The sequence below is a fragment of the Curtobacterium sp. MCBA15_007 genome (assembly GCF_001864905.1).
Lineage (GTDB): Bacteria > Actinomycetota > Actinomycetes > Actinomycetales > Microbacteriaceae > Curtobacterium > Curtobacterium poinsettiae.
Genome location: NZ_MJGM01000003.1, coordinates 1 through 26,272, shown reverse-complemented (window position 1 = coordinate 26,272; position 26,272 = coordinate 1). Strand labels below are relative to the sequence as shown.

The 26,272-nt window shown below is 71.8% G+C and carries 24 protein-coding genes; 11 read left to right on the top strand and 13 right to left on the bottom strand.

Features of this window, described 5'->3' with window-relative positions:
- Positions 1-184 precede the first annotated feature (184 nt).
- The 4 genes from BIU95_RS03765 to purS are packed head-to-tail and all read right to left on the bottom strand — an operon-like array spanning position 185 to position 4,470.
- A complete protein-coding gene (locus BIU95_RS03765; RefSeq protein ID WP_056069397.1) occupies positions 185-1,105 on the bottom strand; it encodes a 2-hydroxyacid dehydrogenase in 921 nt (306 codons plus the stop codon).
- Between the two features lie 13 nt (positions 1,106-1,118).
- The gene (gene purL / locus BIU95_RS03760) at positions 1,119-3,500 is read right to left on the bottom strand and encodes a phosphoribosylformylglycinamidine synthase subunit PurL (RefSeq protein WP_254783256.1); all 2,382 of its coding nucleotides are present in this window, start codon (positions 3,498-3,500) and stop codon (positions 1,119-1,121) included.
- 17 nt (positions 3,501-3,517) lie between these two features.
- Positions 3,518-4,213: a phosphoribosylformylglycinamidine synthase subunit PurQ gene (gene purQ / locus BIU95_RS03755; protein ID WP_031259320.1), complete on the bottom strand. Its 696-nt coding sequence runs from the start codon at positions 4,211-4,213 to the stop codon at positions 3,518-3,520.
- Between the two features lie 5 nt (positions 4,214-4,218).
- Entirely contained in the window at positions 4,219-4,470 is a 252-nt protein-coding gene (purS, locus tag BIU95_RS03750) for a phosphoribosylformylglycinamidine synthase subunit PurS (RefSeq protein ID WP_017886272.1), read from the bottom strand.
- Positions 4,471-4,648: 178 nt separating this feature from the next.
- Here purS and BIU95_RS03745 point away from each other — a divergent pair, with 178 nt between their 5' ends.
- Both BIU95_RS03745 and BIU95_RS03740 read left to right on the top strand, forming a co-directional pair.
- Positions 4,649-5,257 carry a PadR family transcriptional regulator gene (locus BIU95_RS03745; protein WP_017886271.1) on the top strand — a complete coding sequence of 203 codons (609 nt, stop codon included), beginning with the start codon at positions 4,649-4,651 and terminating at the stop codon, positions 5,255-5,257.
- On the top strand, positions 5,254-6,798 hold the full coding sequence (locus BIU95_RS03740; RefSeq protein ID WP_071250464.1) for a DHA2 family efflux MFS transporter permease subunit: 1,545 nt from the start codon (positions 5,254-5,256) through the stop codon (positions 6,796-6,798). Before BIU95_RS03745 ends, BIU95_RS03740 begins: the two co-directional genes overlap by 4 nt.
- Positions 6,799-6,901: 103 nt before the next feature.
- Here BIU95_RS03740 and BIU95_RS03735 read toward each other — a convergent pair whose 3' ends face one another.
- Positions 6,902-7,723, bottom strand: coding sequence for a cytochrome c oxidase assembly protein (locus BIU95_RS03735; RefSeq protein WP_017886269.1), 822 nt, complete (start codon positions 7,721-7,723; stop codon positions 6,902-6,904).
- 166 nt (positions 7,724-7,889) lie between these two features.
- A complete protein-coding gene (locus BIU95_RS03730) occupies positions 7,890-9,203 on the bottom strand; it encodes an acyltransferase (protein ID WP_017886268.1) in 1,314 nt (437 codons plus the stop codon).
- 169 nt (positions 9,204-9,372) lie between these two features.
- On the opposite strand from BIU95_RS03730, the gene BIU95_RS03725 reads away from it, so the two are divergent.
- Together BIU95_RS03725 and BIU95_RS03720 are read left to right on the top strand one after the other, a co-directional pair.
- Positions 9,373-9,819: a Fur family transcriptional regulator gene (locus BIU95_RS03725; RefSeq protein ID WP_017886267.1), complete on the top strand. Its 447-nt coding sequence runs from the start codon at positions 9,373-9,375 to the stop codon at positions 9,817-9,819.
- A gap of 94 nt (positions 9,820-9,913) precedes the next feature.
- Positions 9,914-11,431 (top strand): catalase, encoded by a 1,518-nt coding sequence (locus BIU95_RS03720; protein WP_042539102.1) that lies wholly within the window; start codon positions 9,914-9,916, stop codon positions 11,429-11,431.
- A gap of 74 nt (positions 11,432-11,505) precedes the next feature.
- Here BIU95_RS03720 and BIU95_RS03715 read toward each other — a convergent pair whose 3' ends face one another.
- The 3 genes from BIU95_RS03715 to BIU95_RS03705 form a co-directional block, all read right to left on the bottom strand.
- Complete coding sequence (locus BIU95_RS03715) at positions 11,506-12,072, bottom strand: GNAT family N-acetyltransferase (RefSeq protein WP_017886265.1); 567 nt, start codon at positions 12,070-12,072, stop codon at positions 11,506-11,508.
- Positions 12,073-12,182: 110 nt separating this feature from the next.
- A complete protein-coding gene (locus BIU95_RS03710) occupies positions 12,183-13,052 on the bottom strand; it encodes a VOC family protein (RefSeq protein ID WP_056069378.1) in 870 nt (289 codons plus the stop codon).
- Between the two features lie 68 nt (positions 13,053-13,120).
- The gene (locus BIU95_RS03705) at positions 13,121-13,906 is read right to left on the bottom strand and encodes an SDR family oxidoreductase (protein WP_071250462.1); all 786 of its coding nucleotides are present in this window, start codon (positions 13,904-13,906) and stop codon (positions 13,121-13,123) included.
- 127 nt (positions 13,907-14,033) lie between these two features.
- On the opposite strand from BIU95_RS03705, the gene BIU95_RS03700 reads away from it, so the two are divergent.
- The 4 genes from BIU95_RS03700 to BIU95_RS03685 all read left to right on the top strand — a co-directional run bounded on the left by BIU95_RS03700 (position 14,034) and on the right by BIU95_RS03685 (position 17,959).
- Complete coding sequence (locus tag BIU95_RS03700) at positions 14,034-14,609, top strand: hypothetical protein (protein WP_139179626.1); 576 nt, start codon at positions 14,034-14,036, stop codon at positions 14,607-14,609.
- Entirely contained in the window at positions 14,606-15,253 is a 648-nt protein-coding gene (lepB, locus tag BIU95_RS03695; protein ID WP_071250460.1) for a signal peptidase I, read from the top strand. Before BIU95_RS03700 ends, lepB begins: the two co-directional genes overlap by 4 nt.
- A complete protein-coding gene (locus BIU95_RS03690) occupies positions 15,250-16,077 on the top strand; it encodes a helix-turn-helix transcriptional regulator (protein WP_139179625.1) in 828 nt (275 codons plus the stop codon). Before lepB ends, BIU95_RS03690 begins: the two co-directional genes overlap by 4 nt.
- Before the next feature lie 262 nt (positions 16,078-16,339).
- Entirely contained in the window at positions 16,340-17,959 is a 1,620-nt protein-coding gene (locus BIU95_RS03685; protein ID WP_175470715.1) for an MFS transporter, read from the top strand.
- A gap of 37 nt (positions 17,960-17,996) precedes the next feature.
- On the opposite strand, the gene BIU95_RS03680 is transcribed toward BIU95_RS03685, so the two are convergent.
- Complete coding sequence (locus BIU95_RS03680) at positions 17,997-18,314, bottom strand: hypothetical protein (RefSeq protein ID WP_017886258.1); 318 nt, start codon at positions 18,312-18,314, stop codon at positions 17,997-17,999.
- A 109-nt stretch (positions 18,315-18,423) separates the two neighbouring features.
- Between BIU95_RS03680 and BIU95_RS03675 the strand changes: the two genes are divergently transcribed.
- Positions 18,424-19,638: a PP2C family protein-serine/threonine phosphatase gene (locus BIU95_RS03675; protein ID WP_071250456.1), complete on the top strand. Its 1,215-nt coding sequence runs from the start codon at positions 18,424-18,426 to the stop codon at positions 19,636-19,638.
- Between the two features lie 490 nt (positions 19,639-20,128).
- Here the strand turns inward: BIU95_RS03675 and BIU95_RS03670 are convergent, their stop codons facing one another.
- Together BIU95_RS03670 and purD are read right to left on the bottom strand one after the other, a co-directional pair.
- A complete protein-coding gene (locus tag BIU95_RS03670; protein ID WP_017886256.1) occupies positions 20,129-20,998 on the bottom strand; it encodes a phosphoribosylaminoimidazolesuccinocarboxamide synthase in 870 nt (289 codons plus the stop codon).
- Complete coding sequence (gene purD / locus BIU95_RS03665) at positions 20,995-22,263, bottom strand: phosphoribosylamine--glycine ligase (protein ID WP_017886255.1); 1,269 nt, start codon at positions 22,261-22,263, stop codon at positions 20,995-20,997. The genes BIU95_RS03670 and purD overlap by 4 nt, the downstream gene beginning before the upstream one ends.
- Positions 22,264-22,320: 57 nt before the next feature.
- On the opposite strand from purD, the gene BIU95_RS03660 reads away from it, so the two are divergent.
- Positions 22,321-22,692: a sterol carrier family protein gene (locus tag BIU95_RS03660; RefSeq protein ID WP_071250562.1), complete on the top strand. Its 372-nt coding sequence runs from the start codon at positions 22,321-22,323 to the stop codon at positions 22,690-22,692.
- 412 nt (positions 22,693-23,104) lie between these two features.
- Here the strand turns inward: BIU95_RS03660 and BIU95_RS03655 are convergent, their stop codons facing one another.
- Positions 23,105-25,693 (bottom strand): LuxR C-terminal-related transcriptional regulator, encoded by a 2,589-nt coding sequence (locus BIU95_RS03655; RefSeq protein WP_139179624.1) that lies wholly within the window; start codon positions 25,691-25,693, stop codon positions 23,105-23,107.
- 108 nt (positions 25,694-25,801) lie between these two features.
- Here BIU95_RS03655 and BIU95_RS03650 point away from each other — a divergent pair, with 108 nt between their 5' ends.
- Positions 25,802-26,203: a hypothetical protein gene (locus tag BIU95_RS03650; RefSeq protein WP_017886252.1), complete on the top strand. Its 402-nt coding sequence runs from the start codon at positions 25,802-25,804 to the stop codon at positions 26,201-26,203.
- Positions 26,204-26,272: the final 69 nt, after the last annotated feature.

The window sequence follows — 26,272 nt, the reverse complement described above, 5'->3', positions numbered from 1 at the left end:
GTGACGCCGGCGTGTTCGTGTGACGCCCCGAAGTCGTCGAGACGCCCCCGAATTCGGCGGCGTCTCGACGACACTGCGGCGTCGGAGCGACACGACGGCGTCTGGACAACGCCGCAACGCCGCAATGCCGCAGCGGCACGAGACGAGACGAGACGAGACGCCGGCGTGTTCGGAGCCCCGCGCGCTAGAAGTCGATCAGGTTCTCGAAGGGGCGACCCTCGGCCAGCGCGGCGACCTGCTTGCGCATGAGCTCGATCGACCTCGGCACGCTCAGGTCGGTGTTGCCGCCGACGTGCGGCGTGAGCACGGTGTTCGGCGTCGTCCACAGCGGGTGTCCGTCGGGCAGGGGTTCCGGGTCGGTGACGTCGAGCGCCGCGAACAGCCGCTCCGACCGCAGCTCGGCGACCAGGGCATCGGTGTCGACGACCTTGCCGCGCGCCACGTTCACCACGAGGGCACCGTCCGGCAGCGCCGCGAGCAGCTCCGCGTCGACCAGCCGTTCGGTCTCGGCGGTGAGCGGGGCGATGAGCACGAGCACGTCCGTCGTCAGGGCCAGGTCGGGCAGCTCGCCGAACGCGTGCACGTGCCGACCGTCCTGGTCGCGGGCGGTCCGGGCGACCACGGTCACCTCCGTGCGGAAGGCCTCGAACCGGGTGGCGATCGCGGACCCGATCGCCCCGTAGCCGACGACGGTCACCCGGCGGTCGGCGAGCGATCGGGTCTCGCGGGCGTCCCAGACGCCGTTCGCCCGGTCGACCTGGAACGCCGAGATCTCGCGGAGCGAGGTCAGCGCCAGGCCGACGGCGAGCTCGGCGGTCTCGTCGTCGTGGATGCCGCGACCGTTCGCCAGCTGCGCGTGCCCGGGCACGTGCGGGATCGCGTGCTCGTACCCGGCGCTCGGCAGCTGCAGCAGCTGGAGCTCGGGCAGGTCGTGCACGAACTGCCAGCGGTGCCGCCCCGCGAAGTAGAACGGCAGGAACGTGATCGCGACGTCGTCCGGGCGACCGTACGGCGACTCGACGTCCCAGACGTCCAGCTCGATGCCGTCCGGCACGGGGCCGAACCGGTCGACGAGTTCGGCGAACGGCAGGGTGACGATCGGCATCCGCGGACCGGGCCTAGGCGTCGGTGCGCGGCGAGAAGGCACCGTCGGAGTCGAGCGGCCCGCGGCCGACGTACCCCTCGGTGACGTCCTCGACGATCACGTCGCCGAAGCGGGCCGGCAGCGTCGCGGCGTGGGTGCCGCGCAGCTCGTCGACCGTGGCCTCGAACGCGCCCTGGACCTCGAGCGTGCTCGACGTCGCGTCGGTCACGCCGATGCGCAGCACCGGGAAGCCCCGGCCGGCGCACATGCCCTGGAACCGCACGTCGTCCTCACGCCGGACGGTCACGATGACGCGACCGGTCGACTCGGAGAACAGCGCCGTCGCGGTGTCGATGCCGTCACGGGTCTCGAGCTCGTCGAGGACCACGCGGGCACCGATGCCGAAGCGGAGCACGGACTCGGCGAGCGACTGGCCGAGGCCGCCGTCCGCCAGGTCGTGCGCGCTGGTGAGCAGCTGCTCACCGGACGCCGCGTACAGCAGCTCGGCGAGGGCCTTCTCGCGCTCGAGGTCGACCGCCGGCGGACGCCCGCCCAGGTGGCCGTGCACGGTGCCGGCCCACGCGGAGCCGTCGAGCTCCAGGCTCGTGGTGCCGAGCAGGTAGATGTTGTGGCCGTCGTCCTGCCATCCCGACGGCACGCGCTTGGCGACGTCGTCGATGATGCCGAGCACGCCGACGACGGGCGTCGGGTGGATCGGGGTCGAGCCGGTCTGGTTGTAGAACGACACGTTGCCGCCGGTGACCGGGATGCCGAGCTCCATGCAGCCGTCGGCCAGGCCCTCGACCGCCTCGGAGAACTGCCACATGACCTCGGGGTTCTCGGGGGAGCCGAAGTTCAGGCAGTCGGTGACGGCAGCGGGAACGGCACCGGTGACGGCGACGTTCCGGTACGCCTCGGCGAGGGCCAGACGGGCACCCTGCTTCGGGTCGAGCTGGCAGTAGCGGCCGTTGGCGTCGGTGGCGATCGCGACGCCGAGCCCGGTTTCCTCGTCGACGCGGATCATGCCGCCGTCGTCGGGGAAGGACAGCGCGGTGTTGCCGAGCACGTAGGTGTCGTACTGGTTCGTGACCCAGTTCTTCGACGCCAGGTTCGGCGAACCGAGCAGCTGCAGGAACTGTGCCCTGAGCGCGGGGCCGTCGGCCGGACGGTCGAGCGAGGCGGCCGTGTCGGCCTGCAGCGCGTCGATCCAGGTCGGGTAGGCGACCGGGCGGTCGTAGACCGGGCCGTCGACGGCGACGGTGCGCGGGTCGACGTTCACGATCTCCTGGCCCTGCCAGTCGATGACCAGGCGGCCGGTGCCGGTGACCTCGCCGAGCACGCTGGTCTCGACCTCCCACTTGCCGACGACGCTCAGGAAGTCGTCGAGCTTGTCGGGGCGGACGACGGCCATCATGCGTTCCTGGCTCTCCGACATCAGGATCTCTTCGGCGGTGAGCGTGGGGTCGCGGAGCAGGACGTCGTCGAGCGAGATGTGCATGCCGCCGTCACCGTTGCTCGCGAGCTCCGAGGTGGCGCAGGAGATGCCCGCCGCACCGAGGTCCTGGATGCCCTCGACCAGGTCCTTCTGGAACAGCTCGAGGCAGCACTCGATCAGGACCTTCTCGGCGAAGGGGTCGCCGACCTGCACGGCCGGACGCTTGGTCGGGCCGCCCTCGGTGAAGGTGTCGGACGCCAGGATCGACGCGCCGCCGATGCCGTCGCCGCCGGTGCGGGCCCCGAACAGGACGACCTTGTTGCCGGCACCGGAGGCGTTCGCCAGGTGCAGGTCCTCGTGGCGCAGGACGCCGACGGCCAGGGCGTTGACCAGCGGGTTGCCCTGGTACACCGGGTCGAAGTAGGTCTCGCCGCCGATGTTCGGCAGGCCGAGGCAGTTGCCGTAGAACGAGATGCCGCCGACGACCCCGTGCACGACGCGTGCGGTGTCCTCGTGGTCGATCGCGCCGAAGCGGAGCTGGTCCATCACGGCGACGGGGCGGGCGCCCATCGAGATGATGTCACGGACAATGCCGCCGACACCGGTGGCCGCACCCTGGTAGGGCTCGACGTAGGACGGGTGGTTGTGCGACTCGACCTTGAAGGTCACCGCCCAGCCGTTGCCCACGTCGACGACACCGGCGTTCTCGCCCATGCCGACCATCAGGTTCTTGGTCATCTCCGGCGTGACCTTCCTGCCGAACTGCCGCAGGTAGTTCTTCGAGGACTTGTAGGAGCAGTGCTCGCTCCACATCACCGAGTACATCGCCAGCTCGCCCGAGGTGGGGCGGCGGCCGAGGATCTCCTTGATGCGGGCGTACTCGTCCGGCTTCAGGCCCAGCGCGTCGTACGGCTGCTCCTTGTCGGGGGTTGCTGCCGCGTCCTGCACGGTGTCGGGCTTCGGGCGAACGTGTGTCGTCACGGTGTCGTTGTTCCCTGTCACTTGACGAGCGCGTGCTCGATCACGGAGGTGAAGAAGGTCAGGCCGTCGGTGCCCGAGGCCATCGCGGCGGGGGTGTCCGGGCCGAACCCGGCCTCGGTCGCGTGCTCGGGGTGCGGCATCAGGCCGACGACGTTGCCGCGCTCGTTCGAGACGCCGGCGATGTCGTCGATGGAGCCGTTCGGGTTCACGCCGAGGTAGCGGAACACGACCTGGCCGTTGTCCTCGATGCGCTTGATGGTGTCGGCGTCCGCGACGAAGCGGCCGTCGGCGTTCTTCAGCGGGATGGTGATCTCCTGCTGGGCGCTGAAGCCGGAGGTCCAGGCGGTCGCGGTGGTCTCGACGCGGAGCTTCTGGTCGCGACGGATGAACTGCTGGTGTGCGTTGCGGGTGTGTGCCCCGGGGACCAGACGGGCCTCGGCCAGCATCTGGAACCCGTTGCAGATGCCGAGCACGGGCATGCCCTTGCCGGCTGCGTCGATGACCTCGGCCATGATCGGGGCCTTCGCGGCGATCGCGCCGGCACGGAGGTAGTCGCCGTACGAGAACCCGCCGGGCAGCACGATCGCGTCGACACCCTGCAGGTCGTGGTCGCCGTGCCACAGGGCGACGGGGTCGGCGCCGGCGAGACGGACGGCGCGCTGGGCGTCGCGGTCGTCGAGCGAGCCCGGGAACGTGATGACGCCGATGCGCATCCGGGTCACTGGCCTTCCACGGTCACGGACACGACGTCCTCGATGACCGCGTTGGAGAAGACGTCGGCTGCGATGTCGCGGACCTCGGCGAGCTTGGCGTCGTCGACGGGGCCGTCGACGGTCACCTCGAAGCGCTTGCCGATGCGGACGTTGGTCAGGTCGGCCTTGCCGAGGCGGGCCAGGGCGTTGCCCACGGCCTTCCCCTGGGGGTCGAGGATCTCGGCCTTGGGCATGACCTCGACGACGATCGTTGGCACGTGTTCTCTCCAGCACTTCAGGGGTGGGGGGACGCGACCAGTCTACGGGGCGCACGCGACACGCCGGGACGGCCCCGGGCCTCCAGGCGGGCACTTCCTGTGCGGTTGCTCACGTCTGTTCCAACGCGTATATTCCAAGTCGAATAGTCAACAACGAACAAGCGGACTGGAGGCACGTGTGCCGTCGCTCACGCCACTCGCGTTCGCCGCTCTCGGGCTCCTGGCCGAGGGGCCGACGCATCCCTACGAGATGTTCCAGACGATGACGCACCGCCGGGACGGCCGGAACGTCAAGGTCCGGCCCGGAACCCTGTACCACCAGGTCGGCCGACTGGTGGAGCTCGGCCTCGCCGAGATCGTGGGGACCGACCGGGCGGGCAACCGTCCGGAACGCACCACCTACGCCATCACGGACGACGGGTGGACGGCCCTGCACGACGGGCTCGTCCGGCTGATCGCCGAACCGGCCGAGGAGTACCCCGTCTTCCACCTGGCCGTCGCCGAGATCGAGAACCTGTCGGTCGACGAGGCCGAGTCCGCGCTGCGGGCGCGGGTCACGGCACTCCGGGCCCAGCGCGACGAGGCGGACGAGATCCTCGGGATCGTCCGGGCGAAGGACCTGCCCGAGCGGTACTGGCTCGACGTGTCGTACGTGCGTGCGATGCTCACGACGCAGATCGAGTGGCTCGCCGCCACGGCCGACCGGATCGCCGCCGGCCACATCTCCTGGGACGCCCACGCCGCGTCCGCAGACACCACCACGAACAGCAAGGAAACCACTCGATGACCACCGTCACGCCTCCGCGGACGACCGAGAAGAAGCCGTGGCCTGCCCTGTGGGCACTCGTCGTCGGGTTCTTCATGATCCTCGTCGACTCGACCATCGTGTCGGTCGCCACCCCCACCATCGCCCAGAAGCTCGACGCGGACATCAACTCCGTGATCTGGGTGACGAGCGCCTACCTGCTCGCCTACGCCGTGCCGCTGCTCATCACCGGCCGGCTCGGTGACCGCTTCGGCCCGAAGGTCATGTACCAGATCGGCCTCGTGGTCTTCACGCTCGCCAGCCTGTGGTGCGGCCTGGCCGGCTCGATCGAGGTGCTGATCGTCGCCCGCGTCGTGCAGGGCCTCGGCGCCGCGATGATGAGCCCGCAGACCATGTCGGTCATCACCCGCATCTTCCCGCCGCAGAACCGCGGCGCGGCGATGGGCCTCTGGGGCGCCGTCGCCGGTGTCGCCTCGCTCGTCGGCCCGATCGTGGGCGGCCTGCTCGTCGACGGCTTCGGCTGGGAGTGGATCTTCTTCGTGAACGTCCCCGTCGGTGTCGTCGCGTTCGTGCTCGCGCAGCGCTTCGTGCCGTCGTTCGAGCGGCACGGGCACCGGTTCGACTACCTCGGCATCTTCCTGTCCGCAGCGGGCCTGTTCCTGCTCGTGTTCGGCATCCAGGAAGGCGAGACCTACGACTGGGGTGTCATCGCCGGTCCGATCTCGGTGTGGTCGCTCATCATCGTCGGTCTCGTGGTGCTCGCCGGCTTCGTGGTCTGGCAGGGCGTGCAGAAGGGCGAGCCGCTGCTGCCGCTCGGTCTGTTCAAGGACCGCAACTTCACGCTGGCCAACGTCGCCATCACGGCCGTCGGTGTCGCGATCGCCTCGTTCGCGCTGCCGATCATGCTGTGGGCGCAGGACGTCCTGCGCTTCTCGCCGACCCAGGCCGCACTGCTCCTCGTGCCGCAGGCCGTGCTGTCCGCCGCGCTCGCGCCGGTCGTCGGCAAGAACCTCAACCGCTGGAACCCGCGCTGGGTCGCCGCGTTCGGGCTCGCCTGCTTCTCGGTCGGCCTGTTCTGGTTCGGTGCCCTGCTGACGAGCGGCGCCGAGTGGGGCTGGGTGCTCCTGCCGAGCGCGCTCCTCGGGCTCGCCAACGCCTGCATGTGGGGGCCGCTGTCCGTCTCGGCGACGCGCAACCTGCCGCCGAAGCTGGCCGGTGCCGGCTCGGGCGTCTACAACACCACGCGGCAGATCGGTGCGGTGCTCGGTTCTGCCGGCATCGCCGCCCTGATGGAGGCCCGGATCACCGCGAACTTCCCGGCGTCGTCCGGTGGGGCCACGGCCGGTGGCGCGGAGCAGCAGGTCGGCGGTCTGCCGGGCTTCCTGCTCGAGCCGTTCTCCACGGCCATGGGTGAGTCGCTCTACCTGCCGGCGATCGTGCTCGTCGTGGCCATCGTCGCGGCGCTGTTCCTGGCGAAGCCGAAGCAGACCGTCGCCTGGCAGCAGACCGGTTCGGTCACCACGCAGCCCGACGCCGAGCCCGCGGGGGCCCCGGCGAAGTAGGGCACGAGCGCTTCGGCGCCCAACGAGTGAGCAGAAGAAGTCGAGTCACCTCCGGGTACTCGACTTCTTCTGCTCACTCGTGTCGGGGACGCACCCCCGCCCGTCAGCTGCGGCGCTGCAGGTGCGCCCGGGTGAGCTCGTCCATCTGTTCGTCGGTCAGAGCATCGACATCCCGGGCCTCGCGGCGGTCGGTCCGCTGCCACCGGATGAACAGCGCGACGAGCACGGGGATGTCCGCCACTTCGGCGATGAACCACAGCAGGTCGCCCGCCAGGTGCTGGTCCTGCAGCGGCGACGGGTACCAGGCCCGCCCGACCACGGGAACGAGGGACCCGTCGAGCACGTGGTTCGTGATCCGCAGCACGATTCCTGGCACCGCGTCGACGACGAGCTCGACGAACGCCAGCAGGAACTCGGCCGTGGCGAACGTCGACGAGACGAGCACACCGACCTCGGACAGCGGGGCGAGCAGGCCGAACCCGAGCGCCGGCACGGTCACGGTGATGACGGCGGCCCAGACGGGGGACTCCCGGATCACGCTCGAGAACGGGGTGAGCAGGACGGCGAACAGCGCCAGCGCGACCAGCGGGGCGACGATCGCGTTGCCGAGCAGACGCACCGGACGTGACCCCATGACGGCGTCGGCGGCCTGCGCCAGGCGAGCCGGGCCTCCGATCCGGAGCAGTGCGACGGGCGCACCGAGCGCGGCGAAGGTGGGGACCGCGAAGAACAGCAGGGCGGCGCGCAGGACGAACGCCCAGCGCAACCGCTCGTCGTCGACGCCGACGATGCCGAACTGCAGGACGCCGAACAGCACGAGCGCCGTGACGAAGGCGAGCGTGCGCCACCACGGCCACCGGGCACCTCGTCGGACCGCTCCGACGACCCAGCGGCCGTAGGCGAGCGCGGCGACGACGAGGAGCACCGCCGCCAGGGGGTCGAACCGCCAGGTGCTCCAGAACTCGGGTGTCGACGGCGTGGGGAGCCTCCTGGGGATCAGGCGGACTCGTCCGTCGTTCCGCCGGAGCCATCCTCCGTCCGCCCGGGGTGCGCCGGGGGTCCGGCGTGCCCCCGGGACGGTGAGAACCGGTTCAGATCCGGGCGACCCCGCGTGCCGGGACGGTCCGCGACAGCAGCCAGACGCCCACCGGAACGGCCACGGCTCCGACGAGCGCGACACCGAACGACAGGTGCAGCTGCATCACGAGGAACGCCGGGCCGATGGTGCAGAGGGCCGCGACGGCGACGACCGGCCAGGCCGGACGGTCCGCCGACGGCAGCAGGCGGGGGAGCGGCCGGTCGAACCAGCGCAGGGCACGTGCCACCCCGAGGGCGACGGCGAGCACCACGACCAGCGCGACGATCCGGGACGCCCACCACGGGCCGGAGCCCGGCGCCGGGAACGGCACCCCGACGAGCAGGGCGATGCCGTTCAGCGCGATGAACAGCGGCAGGTGCCACAGGTAGATCGTCATGCCGTCGCGGCCGAGCACGAACACGGCCCCGAGCGCGGCACGGGTGCGCATCAGCCGGGTGAGCGGCGCGTGCACGAGCTGGACCAGGCACGCCTGCGCGATCGCCAGGAACGCCAGCGGCAGCATCGGCGGGTTCAGGTCCTGCAGCATGTCCGGCGCCCACAGCCCGACCGAGGTCATCGGCACGAGCACGGCGTAGGCGGCGACCGCGATGGCCAGCAGGAGCACCTTCGATCGGCGCGCGAACCACCCGTCGGCCCAGAGGAACCCGAGCTGCTGCGCGAAGAGCCACACCGGTCCCAGGTTGAGCAGCCCGACCTCGGCGACCCCGGTGGCCAGGCGGACGGCGTCGACCACCGCGGCGAGCACGAGCAGCACGGCGAGGGTGGCCCAGGGTGCTCGCTCGTGCAGGCGCATCATCACGGGGACGCAGCACTGGGTGATGCCGTAGGCGGCCAGGAACCAGAGCGGCGACCCGATGCCGAACGCGACCTCGGCCAGCAGCTCCGGCGGCGTGCCCGCGGCCGTCGCGACCCCGAGCCCGAGCGCGAGGAACACGAAGAGCGGCACCGCGGGCCGGAACAGCCGCACCAGGCGGGTGGCCAGGTAGTCGCGGGCGGGGCTCGGCGCACCACGGGCGACGGTGCTGCGCCAGCCGACGGCGCTCGCGAACCCGCCGACCACGAAGAACAGCGGCATCACCTGCCCGACCCAGGTGGCGGCGACGTACCAGGGGAGTTCCTGCAGCGGGCTCGTCACCCGCACCCCCTGGGCATCGGCGGCGACGCCGACCATCGTGACGTGCACGATGACGACGAGGACGACGCAGGCCGTCCGGATGAGGTCGACGACCAGGTCCCGCTTCGCGATGATCCCCCGGACGTCCGCACTGCTGTTCGCCTGTTCAGGCAGACCTTGGCTCGTGGACATGTCCGGACGTTAGCGTGCGGAACGGTCGGTCCAGTGTCGTTCCAGCTGATCGCGACCGGATCGTGACACTTCGTATTCCGGTAGCGGCATGCGTCACCTCGCTGGCCAGCAGCAACAGCTCGTGTACAGTGGACGTGTTGTCTTGATTCCTGCAAAAGAAAGGCTCAGCATGGATGCCGACGCCGATCTGCTCCGCACGTCGGGGCTCCGGGTCACGACCCCGCGCCTCGCCGTGCTCCGCGCGACGGACTCGATGCCGCACGCCACCGCGGACGACATCGTCGTGGCACTCGCCGCCGAGCTGCCGACCACCAGTCACCAGGCGGTCTACGGGGTGCTGAACGCCCTGACCGGCGTCGGGCTCGTCCGCCGCATCGAACCGGCAGGCAGCCCCGCGCGCTACGAGCGCCGGACCGGTGACAACCACCACCACATCGTCTGCACGCTGTGCGGCGCGATCGAGGACGTCGACTGCGCGGTCGGCCACTCGCCCTGCCTGACACCGTCCGAGACCCACGGCTTCGCGGTCACCACCGCCGAGGTCACCTACTGGGGCATCTGCGACCGCTGCGCAGCGGCAGAGCGCGACGACGCAGACGCCCCCACGCCCGCCTGACGGCGACCGCCCCACCGCACCGGCGCCACGACGCGCCGGACCCTGAGCCACCCGAGCACCCCTGACCGAACCAAGTCCCACCCCAGGAGGAACCGTGTCCGACCAGAACACGCCGACCGGCACCCCGACCACCACGACCAACAGCGGCGCACCCGTCTCGAGCGACGAGCACTCGATGGGCGTCGGGGCCGACGGCCCCCTCGCGCTGCACGACCACTACCTGGTCGAGAAGCTCGCCCAGTTCAACCGTGAGCGCATCCCGGAGCGGGTCGTGCACGCCAAGGGCGGCGGCGCCTTCGGTACCTTCACCGTCACGCAGGACGTCTCGCGCTTCACCCGTGCCGCGTTCCTGCAGCCCGGGCAGACCACCGAGATGCTCGCCCGGTTCTCGAGCGTCGCCGGTGAGCAGGGCTCGCCCGACACCTGGCGCGACCCCCGCGGCTTCGCGCTGAAGTTCTACACGTCCGAGGGCAACTACGACCTCGTCGGCAACAACACCCCGGTGTTCTTCATCCGCGACGGCATCAAGTTCCCGGACTTCATCCGTTCGCAGAAGCGTCTGCCCGGCTCGCACCTGCGCGACCACGACATGCAGTGGGACTTCTGGACACTGTCGCCCGAGTCGGCGCACCAGGTCACGTGGCTGATGGGCGACCGCGGTCTGCCGGCGAGCTGGCGTGAGATGGACGGCTTCGGCTCGCACACCTACCAGTGGATCAACGCCGACGGCGAGCGCTTCTGGGTGAAGTACCACTTCATCACCGAGCAGGGCCACAAGACCCTGACGCAGGAGGACGCCGACCGCATCGCCGGTGAGGACGCGGACTTCCACATCCGTGACCTGCACGCCGCGATCGAGCGTCAGGACTTCCCGCGCTGGACCCTCAAGGTGCAGGTCATGCCGTACGAGGACGCCGCGACCTACCGCTTCAACCCGTTCGACCTGACGAAGGTGTGGCCGCACGCGGACTACCCGCTCATCGAGGTCGGCACGATGGAGCTCAACCGCAACCCGGAGAACTACTTCGCGCAGATCGAGCAGGCGACCTTCGCCCCCTCGAACTTCGTGCCCGGCATCGCGGCGAGCCCCGACAAGATGCTCCTCGCGCGCATCTTCAGCTACGCGGACGCCCACCGCTACCGCGTCGGCACGAACCACGCCCAGCTGCCCGTGAACGCCCCGAAGAACGAGGTCCACTCGTACTCGAAGGACGGCGGCATGCGCTTCGACTTCCAGAAGTCCGAGGTGCCGGTGTACGCGCCGAACTCCCTCGGTGGTGCGCACGCCGACCCGACCGCGACCGACGACGCCCCGGGCTGGGAGTCCGACGGCGCGCTGCAGCGTTCCGCCGCGACCCTGCACCCGGAGGACGACGACTTCGGTCAGGCCGGCACGCTCGTCCGCGAGGTCCTGGACGACGCCGCCCGTGAGCGCCTGGTCGGCAACATCGCCGGTCACGTCTCGAAGGTGACGCGCGACGACCTGCGCGAGCGCGTGTTCGCCTACTGGACGAACGTCGACGCCGACCTGGGTGCGCGCGTGCGCGCCGCGGTCGCGCCGAGCGCGCCCGGCTCGAACGAGAACCCCGAGAAGGTCGCGGTCGAGGCGTAGGCCCAGGCCGCAACGAGCGGACGGGAGGCCCGGTACCAGCTGGTACCGGGCCTCCCGTCCGTCGGTCGTTGCGGCTAGACCTGCTGGCCGTTCAGCCAGATCGGGCCCGTCGGCCAGTCCTCGAGCTGCGCTGCCACCGGCAGCGCCATCCAGCCGCCCTGTTCGGTGTTGCTGACGCCGGCGCCCTCGGCGGTGAACGCCGAGAAGGTGCCGACGGCCTCGGGGAACTCGTGCCAGCCGAGCTTCGCGTAGAAGGGGATCCGGTCCTCACCGGCCCCGAGGAACCCGTACGGCACCTGCAGTCCGTCGAGGACCGCGTGGGTCCGGGTCATGAGCTCCCGGCCGACGCCGGTGCCCTGCAGTCGGGGTGACACGGCGACCAGGCCGGTGTCGCCGACCAGGACGTCCTGCCCGCCGACGGTGACGAACATGCGGCGGATGCCGACGTGGGCCAGGACGACCCCGTCGGCGTCGTGCGCGAGCACGCGGCGTTCGGGCTGCATGCCGGACCAGCTCCGGCCGCCCACGTACCAGTGCGACCAGTCGGGGAAGGCCTGCCCGAGCAGCGCCGCGATCGCTTCGTGGTCGGGGAGCGACAGCGTGCTCTCCTCGACCACCTCCCACCGGATGTCGTCAGTCACGGGTCCATCCTGCCGGTCCGGCGGCCGGTGTGGGGAGGTTTCGCGCTGGGCGACACCTCGCGGGGCCGGGCGCGCGTGGGGTGTCGGTCACCGCGGAGTGTCGCGACACATCAGCCGCGACCGGGCGTCGTCACCTCGATACGGTTCGCCCAGGGGTCGTCGAACGCCACGGTCCGGCCGTCGTCGGCGAGCTCCACGCCGCCGTGCCGCATGCGTTCGGTCAGCGCGCCGAGGTCGTCGACGGCGGGGACCTCGATGCGGACGAGGCCCAGCCCGAGGGCCTGCTGTCGTCGCCCGGCGCCGCGGGAGTTCCAGGTGTTCATCGCCATGTGGTGGTGGTAGCCGCCGGCGCTGACGAACAGCGCCTCGCCGAACCCCGCGGTGGTCTCGAAGCCGAGCGTGTCGACGTAGAACGAGCGCGCGGTGGCGACGTCGCCGACGGACAGGTGCACGTGGCCGACCTTGCCCGGGCGTGCCGCGGCGGTGTCCAGGGCGTCCTCGGTCAGGTGGGACTGCAGGAACGCGTTCGGGTCGACGTACTTCGTGTCCATGTCGATCACGCCGTGCGTCCACGACCACTCGGTGCGGTCGCGGTCCCAGTACAGCTCGACGCCGTTGCCCTCGGGGTCGGTGAAGTAGAACGCGTTGCTCACCAGGTGGTCGGCGCTGCCGGTGAAGGACGCCGGGTACTGCGTGGCGACCGAGTACAGCGCGGCGGCCAGGTCGGCCCGGGTGTCGAACAGGATCGCCGTGTGGAACAGTCCGGCCTCGCGCGGGCCGGCGTGCTGCATCGCGGGGGCGTGCTCGAGGATCACGATCGGCGTGCTGCCGCGACCCAGCACGGCGACGCCGCCGTCGTGGGAGAGCAGCGACAGCCGGACGCCGTCGCGGTAGTACCGGATCATCGCGTCCAGGTCCGCGACGCGGAGTGTGACGGCGCCCATCCCGGTGTCGGCGGCGAGGAGTTCGTGCGTTTGCATGCACCAAGTGTGCGCCCATTTGGTTGACGCGTCAACCAATTCGATGACGCGTCAACCAATCCGGTGCGTCAAGCGCTGTTCGAGATCCCGCCGTCCGACTTCAGCAGCTGGCCGTTCACCCACGCACCCTGCTCCGAGCAGAGGAACCCGACGAGCGCCGCGGTGTCCGACGGGCGTCCGAGCCGGCCGAGCGGCGTGCCCTCGACGGCCCACCCCTTGACCTCGTCGGACATCCAGCCGGTGTCGTTCGGCCCGGGGTTCACCACGTTGGCGCTGACCCCGAGGCTGCCGAGCTCCTTCGCGGCACCGAACACGATCCGGTCGAGCGCCCCCTTCGACGCCCCGTACGGCAGGTTGTACGCGATGTGGTCGCTCGTCAGCGCGACGATCCGGCGGCGCTCCCGCGGGGCGGCGTCACCGGCGCGCTCGAGCCCGGCCGCGTAGGCCTGCACGAGCAGGAACGGTGCGCGCGCGTTCACGGCGAAGTGGCGGTCCCACGACTCGACGGTCGTGGTGCGGAAGTCGGAGTCGACGGACTCGCAGTGCGACATGACGAGGGCGGAGACGGGGGCGCCGGCTTCCGTCTCGGCGCGGCCGACGAGTGCGGCCGCCTGCTCCGGGTCCTCCAGGTCGACCGGGAGGGGCGTCACCCGTGCTCCCGCCGCCTCGCACTCCTGCACCACCGACTCGACCCCGTCCGGGTCCGCCCCGCCGCTCACGCGGTCGTCGTAGGGCCCCCACCACGAGATGGCGAGGTCCCATCCGTCTGTTGCCAGTCGGGTCGCGAGTGCCGCGCCGATGCCGGCTCTGCGGCCCACGCCGGTCACCAGGGCGAGTGGTCGTGCGGACGTCATCCGTTCCTCCTGTCCGGCGCTCCGTCGCGCCGATCGGCACCCAGTCTGCCGGAACCGGCCACCCGTGTGGCCATCGCACCCGGTGTCCTGTCGGCGGACGGCCGACCGCGGGGGCCAAGATGGACGGATGCCACGCACACGACGGCCCTCGCGACCGGGGCGCGGACCCCGCGGCGGTCGCCCGGACCCCCGCGACCTGCCACTCGAGCACGTGCGCGACCGGATGTCGTCCTACATCTACGGCAACATCACGGTGCTGGCCGTCGCGATCGCGGTGGACCCGGAGCAGATCCACCACGGCGCCGCGGTGGCGACCGTGCTGGCGACCGCGGTGCTGACGTACCTGGCGCACGTGCTCGCGCACCTGGTCGCGCACGGCCTGGGCGACGACGGCGAAGGATCAGCCGCCGAGCGTGCTGCCCGCCGCGAGTCCGTCGCGACGATCGTCCGGAACGCCAACCCGATCGCGACCTCCGGGCTGATCCCGGCGGTCCTCTACGCGGCGGCCTGGATCGGCTGGCTGCCGGCCGAGTGGGCGCAGATCGCGGCGACCGTGATCCTGGTCGTGCGCATCGGTCTGGTGGGGGTGTTCATGCAGCGGTTCAGCGGGAAGCAGCCGACGTTCCTCGGGCTGTGGGGCGGGATCGTGCTCGCCGCGGTGGCGTTCGTGATCGGCCTCGTCAAGGTGGTGCTGACGCATTGAGTGACACGCACCCCGACGCCGGACCCGACTCCGGACCCGCCGCCGAGACCGACCCGAAGCGCGGCGGTCTGCGGTTCCTGCGCGACCTCGTCATCATCGTCGTCGTGGCGCTCCTGGCGTCCTTCCTGGTCAAGGCCTACCTGGTCCGCGCGTTCTCCATCCCCTCCGGCTCGATGCAGAACACGCTGCTCATCGGGGACCGGGTGCTCGTCAACGAGCTCGTGCCCGGGGTCGTCCCGCTGCAGCGCGGTGACGTCGTGGTGTTCCACGACCCGGGCGGCTGGCTCGGCATGGGCCAGGGCGACGACCTGATCAAGCGGGTCATCGGCCTGCCGGGTGACACGGTGTCGTGCTGTGACACCCGGGGCCGGCTGTCGGTGAACGGGCACGCGGTCGACGAGCCCTACGTCGTGCTCGAACGCGGGTCGAACCGCGTCGTCGGCAAGGACTTCGAGGTCACCGTGCCGAAGGGGCGCATCTGGGTGATGGGCGACAACCGGTACGACTCCGCCGACTCGCGGGTGCACGGCACCGTGCCGGTCGACGACGTCGTGGGGCGCGCCTTCGTGACGACGTGGCCGATCTCACGGTGGTCGGTGCTGTCCCGGTACGGCGACGAGTGGGACCGGGTCCCGTCGCCGTGACCACGGACGACCAGGGATTCGGGTACGAGACCGGCGGCGACGACGACCTGTCGATCCACCGGATCGCGACCCCCGGCAAGCGGTCCGGCACGATCGGTCCGCGCCCCGACCACGTCGTGTTCTGGCTCGCCGACGGTCGGGCCAGACTGACCGCGGACGACGGCGAGCACTGGGAGGTCGGGGCGGAGCGGCCGATGATGCTCTCGGCATCGTCTGCGTACGGCTTCGAGACCGACGCGACCGCCACGACGCTGCTGCACCTGTCGCCGTCGCTGCTCGGCGAAACGGGGGAGCCCTGGGTGTTCCGGCAGCCGGACGCGGCCGACCCCGCGCTCGAACCACTGCGGGCGCTGCTGCGCGAGGTCTCCGGGCGCATCCTCGACCCCGCCCTGCCCGTCGACGACCGTGCGGCCCTGAACCGACGGATCGCGACCGTCGTCCTGTCGACCTTCACCCGGTCACGATCGGACGTCGCGGACCGGATGCGGCGGGCGATCGGCTTCGTCCACGACCACGCCGACCAGGTGCTGACCGTGGCGGACGTCGCGGCGGCCTGCGACCTGAGCGAGCGCGGGCTGCAGGACCTGTTCCGCCGTCGGCTCGGCGTCACCCCCATGGAGTACCTGCGCGAGGTCCGACTCGACCGGGTGCATCTGGAGCTGGGGCGCCCGGGTGCCCGCGCGCTTCTGGTCAGCGAGGTCGCGCGGCGGTGGCGGTTCCGTCACCTGGGTCGGTTCGCGGCGTACTACCGGGATCGCTTCGGGGAGCAGCCGCACCAGACCATCGAGCGGGGCGCCCTGGGTACGGGTCGACCGACGCGGTGATCCCGGATCGGGGCCGGCTCGGCCCGGTTCGGTCCGGTTCGGTCCGGTTCGTCTGTTGACCGAACCCGCGGAGCCTGGCCCTCCCGTACTTTGCGGATTCCGGCTATCCTGCCCGCAGTTGCCGCGCCGGGCGTGACGGCGCCCGGACCGTGCGTCCTGGTCGCCACGGTGCGCGTGTGACGCGACCACGGCCTGGAGGCGCGGTGTGCGCCCGACGCGCACCGCGCCTCCAGACAGTCCCGGTTCCACCCCAGGAGGCGACGTGACCACGGACCGCACCACCGACGCACCCCGCGGCGGCGCCCTGGCGCCGCTCGCGATACCAATCTTCCGCGCCCTGTGGATCGCGGTGCTGGTGAGCAACATCGGCAGCTGGATGCAGACCGTCGGGGCGCAGTGGCTGCTCGTCGACGAGCACGCCGCACCCGTCGTCGTCGCCCTCGTGCAGACCGCATCGAGCCTGCCGGTACTGCTGGTCGGGATCCCCGCCGGGGTGATCGGCGAGTTCGTCGACCGGCGACGCCTGCTCATCGGCGTGCAGGCGTTCCAGGTGGTCGTCGGCGTCGTGATGACCGTGCTGACCGCGACCGGCGACATGACCCCGGCGCTCCTGCTCACCGTGACGTTCCTGCTCGGCACGGCCTCGGCGCTCCAGCTGCCCGCGTACCAGGCGCTCGTACCCGAGATCGTGCCACGTGCCGCCATCACCGACGCCGCCGCGCTGAGTTCCGTCGGGGTCAACGTCGCCCGTGCGATCGGACCGGCGCTCGCCGGCGTGGTGATCGCGCAGCTCGGCGTGCCGTTCGTGTTCGCGGCCAACGCGCTGTCGTTCGCGCTCTTCCTGGTGGTGCTCGTCGCCTGGCGCGGCTACCAGCGGCCCGAGACCCGGGCCGAACCGTTCATCGACGCGACCCGCGCCGGCCTGCGGTACGTCCTGCACGCGGCGGTCGTCCGCCGGTTGCTGGTGCAGCTCGCGGTCTTCATGGTGCCCGCGAACGCGCTGTGGGCACTCCTGCCGCTCGTCGCCGACGGGTCGCTCGGGCTGTCGTCCGGCGGGTACGGCCTGCTGCTCGCCGCCGTCGGAACCGGTTCGGTCGGCGGGGCGTTCGTGATGCCCGCGGTCCGCGCACGGCTCGGGATCGGCCGCACGGTCGGAACCGCCTCGGTCGTGTTCGGGGTCTGCACCACGGTCGTCGCGCTCGTCCCGGTGCTGGCGGTCGTGCTCGTCGCGCTCCTGGTCGGCGGGGTGGCGTGGATCGCCGTGGTGACGACGCTGAACGGCACGGTGCAGGCGTTCCTGCCCGCGTGGGTGCGGACCCGAGGGCTCGCCGCCTACCAGCTGGTGCTCTTCGGCTGCACGGCGATCGGGGCGGCGCTCGCCGGTGCCGTCGCCACACCCCTCGGGGTGACGGGCGTGCTCGCCGGGGCCGGAGTCCTCACCGCGCTCAGTGCCGCCCTGCTGCTCGTGTCCGGGTTCCCGGTGCTCACCAACCGGCAACGGGCCGTGACGCCGATGCCGTTCGGCGACCAGGTGTTCGTGCCGGACGACCACGGCGCTGCAACGGGGGAGACCCTCGTGCTGCTGCACTGGACGGTCCCGGCGGGCGCGGTCGACGAGTTCCGGGCGCGGGCCGAACGGCTCGGGCGGAGCCGACGCCGGACCGGCGCCCGTGACTGGAACCTGTACCGGGACCGGGCGACCGGGCCGGACGCCTGGGTCGAGGCGTTCCGAGTGGGGTCGTGGCAGGAGCACGTCGACCAGCACGAGGTCCGGCAGACCGGTGACGATGCCCGGACCCTGCGGGCCGTGCACGAGATCGCGGGTGAACCGCGGGTGGAGCACCTGGTGGCGGAGGGGGCCAGCGGGCCGTCGTCGGGGTGACGGGCGGGGTCAGCGGGCCGTCGTCGGGGTGACGGGGTCAGCAGCCCGTCGTCGTCAGGGTGACCGTCGCGACCGTGCCGTTGGAGACCTTGGTCGTCTGGGGGCAGAGGTCGCCGGCGCGGACGGTGACCTGGCCGAGCGGCACACCTGCGAAGTCGGCCGTCCCGCCCGGGAACACCCGCTGGTGCTCGGAGAGCTTGCCGGTCGAGGCGAACACCTTGACCTCGTATGGGCGGTCGGCGGCGTTCGACGAGACCGTGACCGACACCTGGCCGGTGGAGTCGTGGGCGCCGCAGCCGGCGAGGGCCAGGAGCGCGGCCACGCCGAGGACGGTTGCGGGGACGACTCGGAGCACGACGACCAGCGTACGCCGATGCTCGCTCGCTCCAGTGCGCTCCGCCCACCCTCCTGCGCCCTCCGGACTGGGGCCAGGCACTGTCCGTTCGGCGCGTTACCGTGGACGCATGCAGCCGGAAACCGCGATGTCCGTGCCCGCGCCGACCGGGGCCGATGCGGTCCGGCGAGCGGCCCTGATCGCGGCGCTCGACGTGGTCGACGGCGGCGTCGAGGAACGGTTCGAACGGATCACCCGGATCGCACGCGAGGCCCTCGGGGTCTCCGGCTCGTTCCTCAACCTGGCCGGCGAGAACACCCTGACGATCAAGTCGCAGCAGAGCGACGCGGTCTTCGGCCCCGTCATCCCGCTGCAGGACACGTTCTGCGGCCGGACCCTGGGCGAGCAGGGCCCCGTGGTCGTCGCCGATGCCCGACTGGACGACCGGTACGCCGACCTGCCGATGGTGCTCGGCGACCCGAACGTCCGGTTCTACGCCGGCGTCGGACTCCGCGCCCCCGACGACGACCTGAAGATCGGCACCCTCTGCCTGATCGACCCCGAGCCGCGAACCCTGGACCCCGACGAGCTCGAACTGCTGCAGGAACTCGGCGTCTGGGCGGAGCGTGAACTGCTCACCGGTGCGGACGAGGACCGACTGCGCACCGTGCTCAACGGTCTGCAGCCGGCCGAGGTGCAGGTCCCCGGGTACCGGATCACGGGGGTGTCGATCCCGCACGGCCTCGTCTCCGGCGACTTCCACGACTGGCACCGCTCCGGCGAGGACTCGATCCACCTCACCGTGTCGGACGTCATGGGCAAGGGGATGTCCGCCGGGCTCCTCGCGGCGAACATCCGCGGTGGGCTGCTCGCCCGCGGCGACCAGGACCCGTGCGTCGCGCTCGCCGAACTCGAGGTGCAGGTCGCGCCCGAACTCAGCCGCGCAGAGTCCTTCGCGACGATGTTCCACGGGCGGCTGACCCCGTCCACCGGGCGACTCGACTTCGCCGATGCCGGGCACGGGCTCGTGCTGCAGCTCCGCGACGACGGTGCCGAGCGGATCCTGCGGTCGTCGGACCTGCCGATCGGGTTGCACCCCACCGGGATGCCCCGCGCGGCCGGGTCGCTCGTGCTCCGGCCGGGTGAGGTGCTCATCGTCGTGACCGACGGCGCGCTCGAGCTCTGGGACTCGACGCTCGCGGCGCTGTCCGAACTCGGGTCGCTGTACCGGGAGTCCGCGGACGTCGAGACGTTCCTGCAGCGGGTGCGAGCCCGCGTCGTCGAGCACGACCCGGGCGACGACCTGACCGTCGTCGTGGTGGCGCGCGACGCCGTGGAAGCCTGAGCGGTCTCGAACCGTCGGCTGACTCGTCGGCCGGTCGCGCGGCGCGTGGTCGCGACACGTCGCGTGCGTGCCGCCGAGTGGTCGCGAACTGTCGGCTGGCGGGGCTTCGGGCGACGCTTCGTGACCGTTCGCCAGACCTGAGCGGGGTGTCGTGACCGCCGGTCGGCCGGGCGCCAGGCATCAGGCGGCGCGGGGCGGGTGGTCGCGACACGTCGTGTGCGTGCTGCCGAGTGGTCGCGAACTGTCGGTTGGCGGGGCGTCGGGCGACGGTTCGTGACCGTTCGCCGGACGTGAGCGGGGTGTCGTGACCGCCGGTCGGCCGGGCGCCAGGCATCAGGCGGCGCGCGGCGCGCGGTCGCGACACGTCGTGTGCGTGCCGTCGGGTGGTCGCGAACTGTCGGTTGGCGGGGCGTCGGGCGACGCTTCGTGACCGTTCGCCGGACGTGAGCGGGGTGTCGTGACCGGAGCCGGACGCCGGCCGGGTGCGGCGTCAGGCCCCGAGACGCTCGATCAGCTCGGCGTAGCGCGCAGCCGTGCGCTCGACGATCTCGTCGGGGAGCACCGGCGGCGTGCCCTGGCGGTCCCAGTTGGCGCTGAGCCAGTCCCGCACGATCTGCTTGTCGAACGAGTCGGTGCGGTCGGCGGATCTGGCGTCCCAGTAGCGGCTGGAGTCGCTCGTCAGGACCTCGTCCGCGATGCGGATCCGACCGGTGGCGTCCTGCCCGAACTCGAACTTGGTGTCCGCGATGACGACGTCGCGGTCCAGCGCGATGGCCGCGGCCTCGGTGTAGACGTGCAGCGAGAGCTCGCGCAGGGTCGCCGCGGTCTCGGCACCGACCAGGTCGACGGTCTGCTCGTACGAGATGTTCTCGTCGTGCTCGCCCTGGGCCGCCTTGTACGCCGGCGTGTAGATCGGCTCCGGCAGGCGGTCGCCGTTCGACAGCCCGGCGGGGAGCGCGACGCCACAGACGCTGCCGCTCTCCTGGTACTCGGCCCAGCCGCTGCCGACCAGGTACCCGCGCACCACGCACTCGACGGGGAACATCGTGAGCGGCATGACGTGCATCGACCGTGCCTCGACGTCGGCGGGCACCGGCGTGCCACCGGAGGACGGGCCGATGATGTGGTTCGGGACGTCGCTGAGCTGGGTGAACCAGAAGCGCGACAGACGGGTCAGCAGCTCGCCCTTGCCGGGGATCGGCGGCTCGAGCGCGAAGTCGTACGCGCTGACCCGGTCCGAGGCGACGAGCAGCAGCTCGGATGCGCTCGACAGGTCGGCGGTGCCCTCGGGCACGTAGAGCTCGCGGACCTTGCCGGACGAGACGTGCCGCCAGCCGGCGATCGGCGCGGGGGCGGTCACCGGGCGACCTTCGCGGCGATGTCGGTGCGGAACTGCGCGCCGTCGAGCGTGATGTCGCCGAGCCCGGCGTAGGCACGCTCGCGGGCCTGGGCGAAGTCGGACCCCGTCGCGACCACGCTGAGCACCCGGCCCCCTGTGGCGATGAGCGTGTCGTCGAGGACGCCGGTGGCGGCATGCGCGACGGAGACGCCGTCGCGGGCGTTCGCGTCGTCGATGCCGGTGATCGGTCGGCCGGTCTGCGGGTTCTCCGGGTAGCCCTCGCTCGCCAGGACGACGGTCACGGCGACGTCGTCCCGGAACACGGGAGCGGGGACGGCGCCGAGCTGCCCGGTGGCTGCGGCGAGCAGGAGTTCGCTGAGCGGGGTCGCCAGGCGGGGGAGCACGACCTGCGTCTCCGGGTCGCCGAACCGTGCGTTGAACTCGATCACGCGGACGCCCTGCTCGGTGACGATGAGGCCGCAGTACAGGAGCCCGACGAACGGCGTGCCCTCGTGCTCGAGCCGGCGGACCGTCGGCAGGGCCACGAGCTCGGTGACCTCGTCGACGAAGGCCTGCTCGGACGGCCAGCGGTCGGCGAGCCAGGGCAGCGGCGAGTACGCGCCCATGCCGCCGGTGTTCGGGCCGAGGTCGCCGTCGGCCAGGCGCTTGTAGTCCTGCGCGGGGCTGAGCGCACGGACGTCGTGGCCGTCGCTCAGGAAGAACAAGGAGACCTCTTCGCCGTCGAGGAACTCCTCGACCACGACGTGGCCGTGCTGGAGCCAGTAGGTGGCGTGGTCGATCGCGGCCTGGCGGTCGTCGGTGACGAGCACGCCCTTGCCGGCGGCGAGCCCGTCGGCCTTGACCACGTACGGTGCGCCGAGCTCGTCGATGGCGCCGACGGCTTCGTCCACCGTGCCGGCGTAGACCGGACGCCCGGTGGGCACACCGGCCTCGCCCATGATCCGCTTGGCGAACGCCTTGGAGCCCTCGAGCTGGGCCGCGGCCTTGCCCGGGCCGAACACCGGGATGCCGCGGGTGCGCACCGGGTCGGCCACGCCGGCGATGAGCGGGGCCTCGGGGCCCACGACGACGAGCTCGACGTCGTTCTCGATCGCGTACTCGGCGACGAGCGCACCGTTGGTGGGGTCGAGGGAGACGGTCTCGACGTCGGCCGCGATGCCGGCGTTGCCGGGCGCTGCCGTGATGACGTGACCGGCATGCTCAGCGAGCAGGGCCGTGATGATCGCGTGCTCGCGGGCACCGGAACCGAGGACGAGGATTCGCACCCGATCACCCTACCCAGCCCGACTCGCCGCCCGCGATGCGAGGGCTAGCCTGTGGAGATGCCACCCAGGAGGATCGAGGACGCCGACGGCCGCGCGGCACTGGCTGCGGTGCGCGGTGGGGAGACGGCTCGACCCGCCGTGGCGACCGCGGTGCGGTGGACCTTGCAGTGCTTGGTGGACGAGGTCCCGGGGAACAGCGTCGAGGTGCGGGTACCGCCGTTCGCTGCGATCCAGGCAGTCCCCGGCCCCCGGCACACCCGTGGCACGCCGCCGAACGTGGTCGAGACCGACGCCACCACGTGGCTGGCACTCGCGTCCGGCGAGCTGACCTGGGCCGAGGCGGTCGCGCAGTCACGCGTCAGCGCATCGGGATCACGCGCCGACCTGACGGCGTTCCTGCCGGTCCGGCTGCCCGCTCCCGGCGCCTGACACCGCTCGGACCCGGCATCGGCGGCGACGCCCGATCCGGCATCGGCGACGGACACCCGACCCGGGCGTCCGTGACGCCGCGCGGAGTCCGGCGCGAATTAGGTAGTGCCTACCGATGCGCCCGCATCGATCGCGTTCCTAAGCTTGAAGTCGCCGGGATTCGGACCCGACCCGAACGGGTCCGAACCCGGCGACAGGGACAAAGGTACGCGATGTTCCGCACGTCGTGTCAATCGCGGCGGCGTGTTGTGCTGCAATCCGCAACGTTCTTGCGTGCGCGACACGTGATGTCGAACGCGAAGCAGCCCCTCGCGGGGCGCCGAGCGCCCCCCCCCTGCCGGGTGCCGAACAGCCCACGCCCGGTGCCCAGCAGCCCGCGCCGGGCGCCCAGCAGCACCGGCCGGCCGTCCGCTCAGAGCAGCTCGGTGAGTTCCGACCGCGCGTGCAGGTCCCACTTCGCGAAGACACGGGACAGGTGCGCGTCGATCGTCCGCGTCGAGAGCCCGAGGGACTCCGCGATCCGCCGGTTGCTCAGGCCCTGTGCGGCGAGCTCGGCGACCTCGTACTCGCGCTTCGTCAGCGGTGGCTTGGACCGTCCGGCAGCCACCGACATGCCGTGGACCGCCAGCACGCCCTGCGCCGCGATCACCCGGGTCCGGTCGTCCGCCTGCACCGCGTCCGCGTACTGCACGATGGCGGCGGCGAGCGGTCCGTCGACGCGCGAGGCGGCGTCGCGCATCCGGTCGAGCGTGCCGGGGCTCTCGCGCCCGGTGAGCCTGCCGACCGAGTAGTGCAGGGCGTACCCGTACATCACGTGCGTCCAGGACCCGTTCGCGGTGCTGCGTTCGATGATCTCGTCGGCGTGCTGCAGACCGGCGGGGTTGCCGAGCACGGACTCGGTCCAGGCGATGGTCACGGCGACCTGTTCACCGGTGATCCGCATCGCCCGCTGCGGCGTGGTCTTCGCACGTTCGAGCGCCCGGGCCGCGTCCTCAGGGTGCCCGGCATACGCGTGTGACATCGCCAAGCGGGCCCACGGGTACGCGGCGAACCCACCGTGGTCGGCGATGTCGTACCGCTCGCACGCCGCGGTGAAGGCCGCGATCGCGTCGTCCCATCGGCGCTGTCCGATGGCCAGGTTGCCCTGGCCGATGAGCTCGAGGGTGAAGTCGTACTTCAGGTAGGGGCTGGAGCGCCCGGCTGGCACCTCGGTGATCAGGTCGTCGAGGTCGCCGCGCCACATCTGTACCTGGTGCAGGACGGAGGAGTTCTCGCCCACGCTCCACGGGGCCGCCTCGACGTGTGCCGCCGCGGTGGCCAGTGCCCGGCGGCCCAGGGCTGCGGCGTCGTCGAGCCGGCCGGCTGTCGCCAACGCCATCACGGCGCACGGTGCGACGGCCAGGAACGACATCGGCATCGTCGGTGCCTGCACGATGCCGCTGCGCTCGATCTCGGCACGGACCTCGGCGAAGTCGCCGCCCCAGCCCTGGTGCGCCATCCGCAGCAACCGCAGACGCTCGACCGCTTCGTCGGACACCACCAGGTGCACGGCGGCGTCGGTGAGTGCGACCGCGGCCGCGACGTCGTCGTCGTGGAACTGGCGGATGTTCGCCAGGATCTCGCACGCTTCGGTGACGGCCTCGTCGGTGACGTCGCCGACGTGCCGCTTCGCGATGCCCCACGCCGCTTCGGCATCGGCACGGCCGGCTTCGCGGCCGTCCGAGTACGAGTGCGCCAGTGAGCGGAGGCAGTGCGCCGTGACCTGCTCGGTCGGGGTGAGGGTCGTGCGGAGTGCTGCCGAGGCCAGGGCGATCCCGCTCTCGTGCTCCTGCAACCGCACGGCGACCTGTGCCGCGTCGAGCAGCTGGTCGACCGACGGCAGGACCCCGCACTCGAGCGACCACAGTGCGGCGCGCAGCCGTGCGGCGGGCGGAGCGCCCTCGGGCCGGTCGGTGCGGAAGGCGTTGGCGCGGGCGAAGAGCGCCGTGCGTCGGGCCACCGGCACCAGGGTCCGGATGACCTCGCCGACGAGCGGGTGCGACGGCCGGACGACCGCGGCACCGTCGTCGAGCGAGTCGATCCGGACGAGGCCGAGCGCGACGACCCGGTCGACGTCTCCGCCGGTGACCAGTCCGAGCAGACGGGCGAGCGGGATCGGGTCGGCGAGGGCCACGATGTCGACGACGTCACGCAGGTCCTCCGGCAGCGTCCCGAGCTCCGTGCGGTACATGTCCGCCAGGCTGTCCGACGCGGTCACCCGCCCACGCCAGTACCAGCCGCTCGCGGTGTGGTCGAGCGCACCGGAGGCCCGTGCTGCGCGCACCACCTCGCGCAGGTACAGCGGGTTGCCGGCGGTGGCCCGGTGCACGCGCTCCGCCGAGGCGTTCTCGAGCGGTGAGCCCAGCGCCTCGGCGACGAGCGCGGCGGTCTCGTGCAACGCCAGCGGCTGCAGGTCGATGCGTTCGAGCAGGTCGTCCTGCCACAGCGCGCGGAGCGGTTCGGGGAGCGCCGTGAAGTCGCGGCAGGTCAGGACGAGTCGCGCGCCCTGCCGACGGACCAGCCAGGCGACGTACCGCGCCGAGATCGCGTCCAGGTGGTCGGCGTCGTCGACACGGAGTAGCACGTCACGGTCGACCAGGTCCTCGATCGCCCGGAAGCGCTGCTCGGCACTCGCGTCGTCGGACAGCTCGGAGATCGAGGCGGGGAGTTCGCCGAAGCGCTCGACGACGGCGCCGAAGGGCATCGACCGACTCGCGGCGACCGCGGTGATCGGCACGACCACGGTGCGGCCGGTGCCGTCACGACCGGCGACCCGGTCGGTCACGCGAGCCGCGGCGGTGCTCTTGCCGAGACCGGGGGCCCCGACGATCGCGACGCTCCAGCGGTGCTCGGCCACGACGGCGACTGCGCGGTCCTCCTCGACGCGCTGCGCGACGGGCCAGGCGACGCGAGCGGGCGAGGTGGGTCGGCGACCGCGGGCGGGTGCCGTTGGTTCACGCACGCGACGCACCTCTTCCGCTTGGGATACCGACCAGTAGCGACCATCCTCTCCCGGATCGGTCGCAGCGCACAGGCCGCGGGACGTCCCACAGTGGGGGACAATGGACGGGTGAGCAACACCGATCAACCCGACGAGCAGCCGCTCCCCGCGCCGGCCCCGGCTCCCAGCGCGGTCGCCAGCCCCGACGAGGTCACCATCCGCCGTGCCCCGAAGTTTGGCGTGTTCATCGTCGGCGGTGCCGTGCTCGGCTTCCTCGCGACCCTCGTCGTGGTCGCCCTCACCATGAACCTCGGTGGTCAGCGGGACCAGACCAGCTTCGGCAGCCTGGTCGGCTACTTCAGCCTGTGGGGCGTCACGATCGGCGCCTTCGTCGGCGCGGTCGTCGCCGTCGTGTTCGACCGGGTCTACGCCCGGCGGTCGGCCCGCCTGACGGCGGAGCGCGTCGAGGTCGAACTCCCGCCCGAGACGGTCGACGGCGAGCTCGACGACCACGGTGACCAGCGGCCGTAGCCGCCCCGGTCAACGGACAGGAGGCCCGGTGCCAGCTGGCACCGGGCCTCCCGTCTGTCGTCTGGTCGC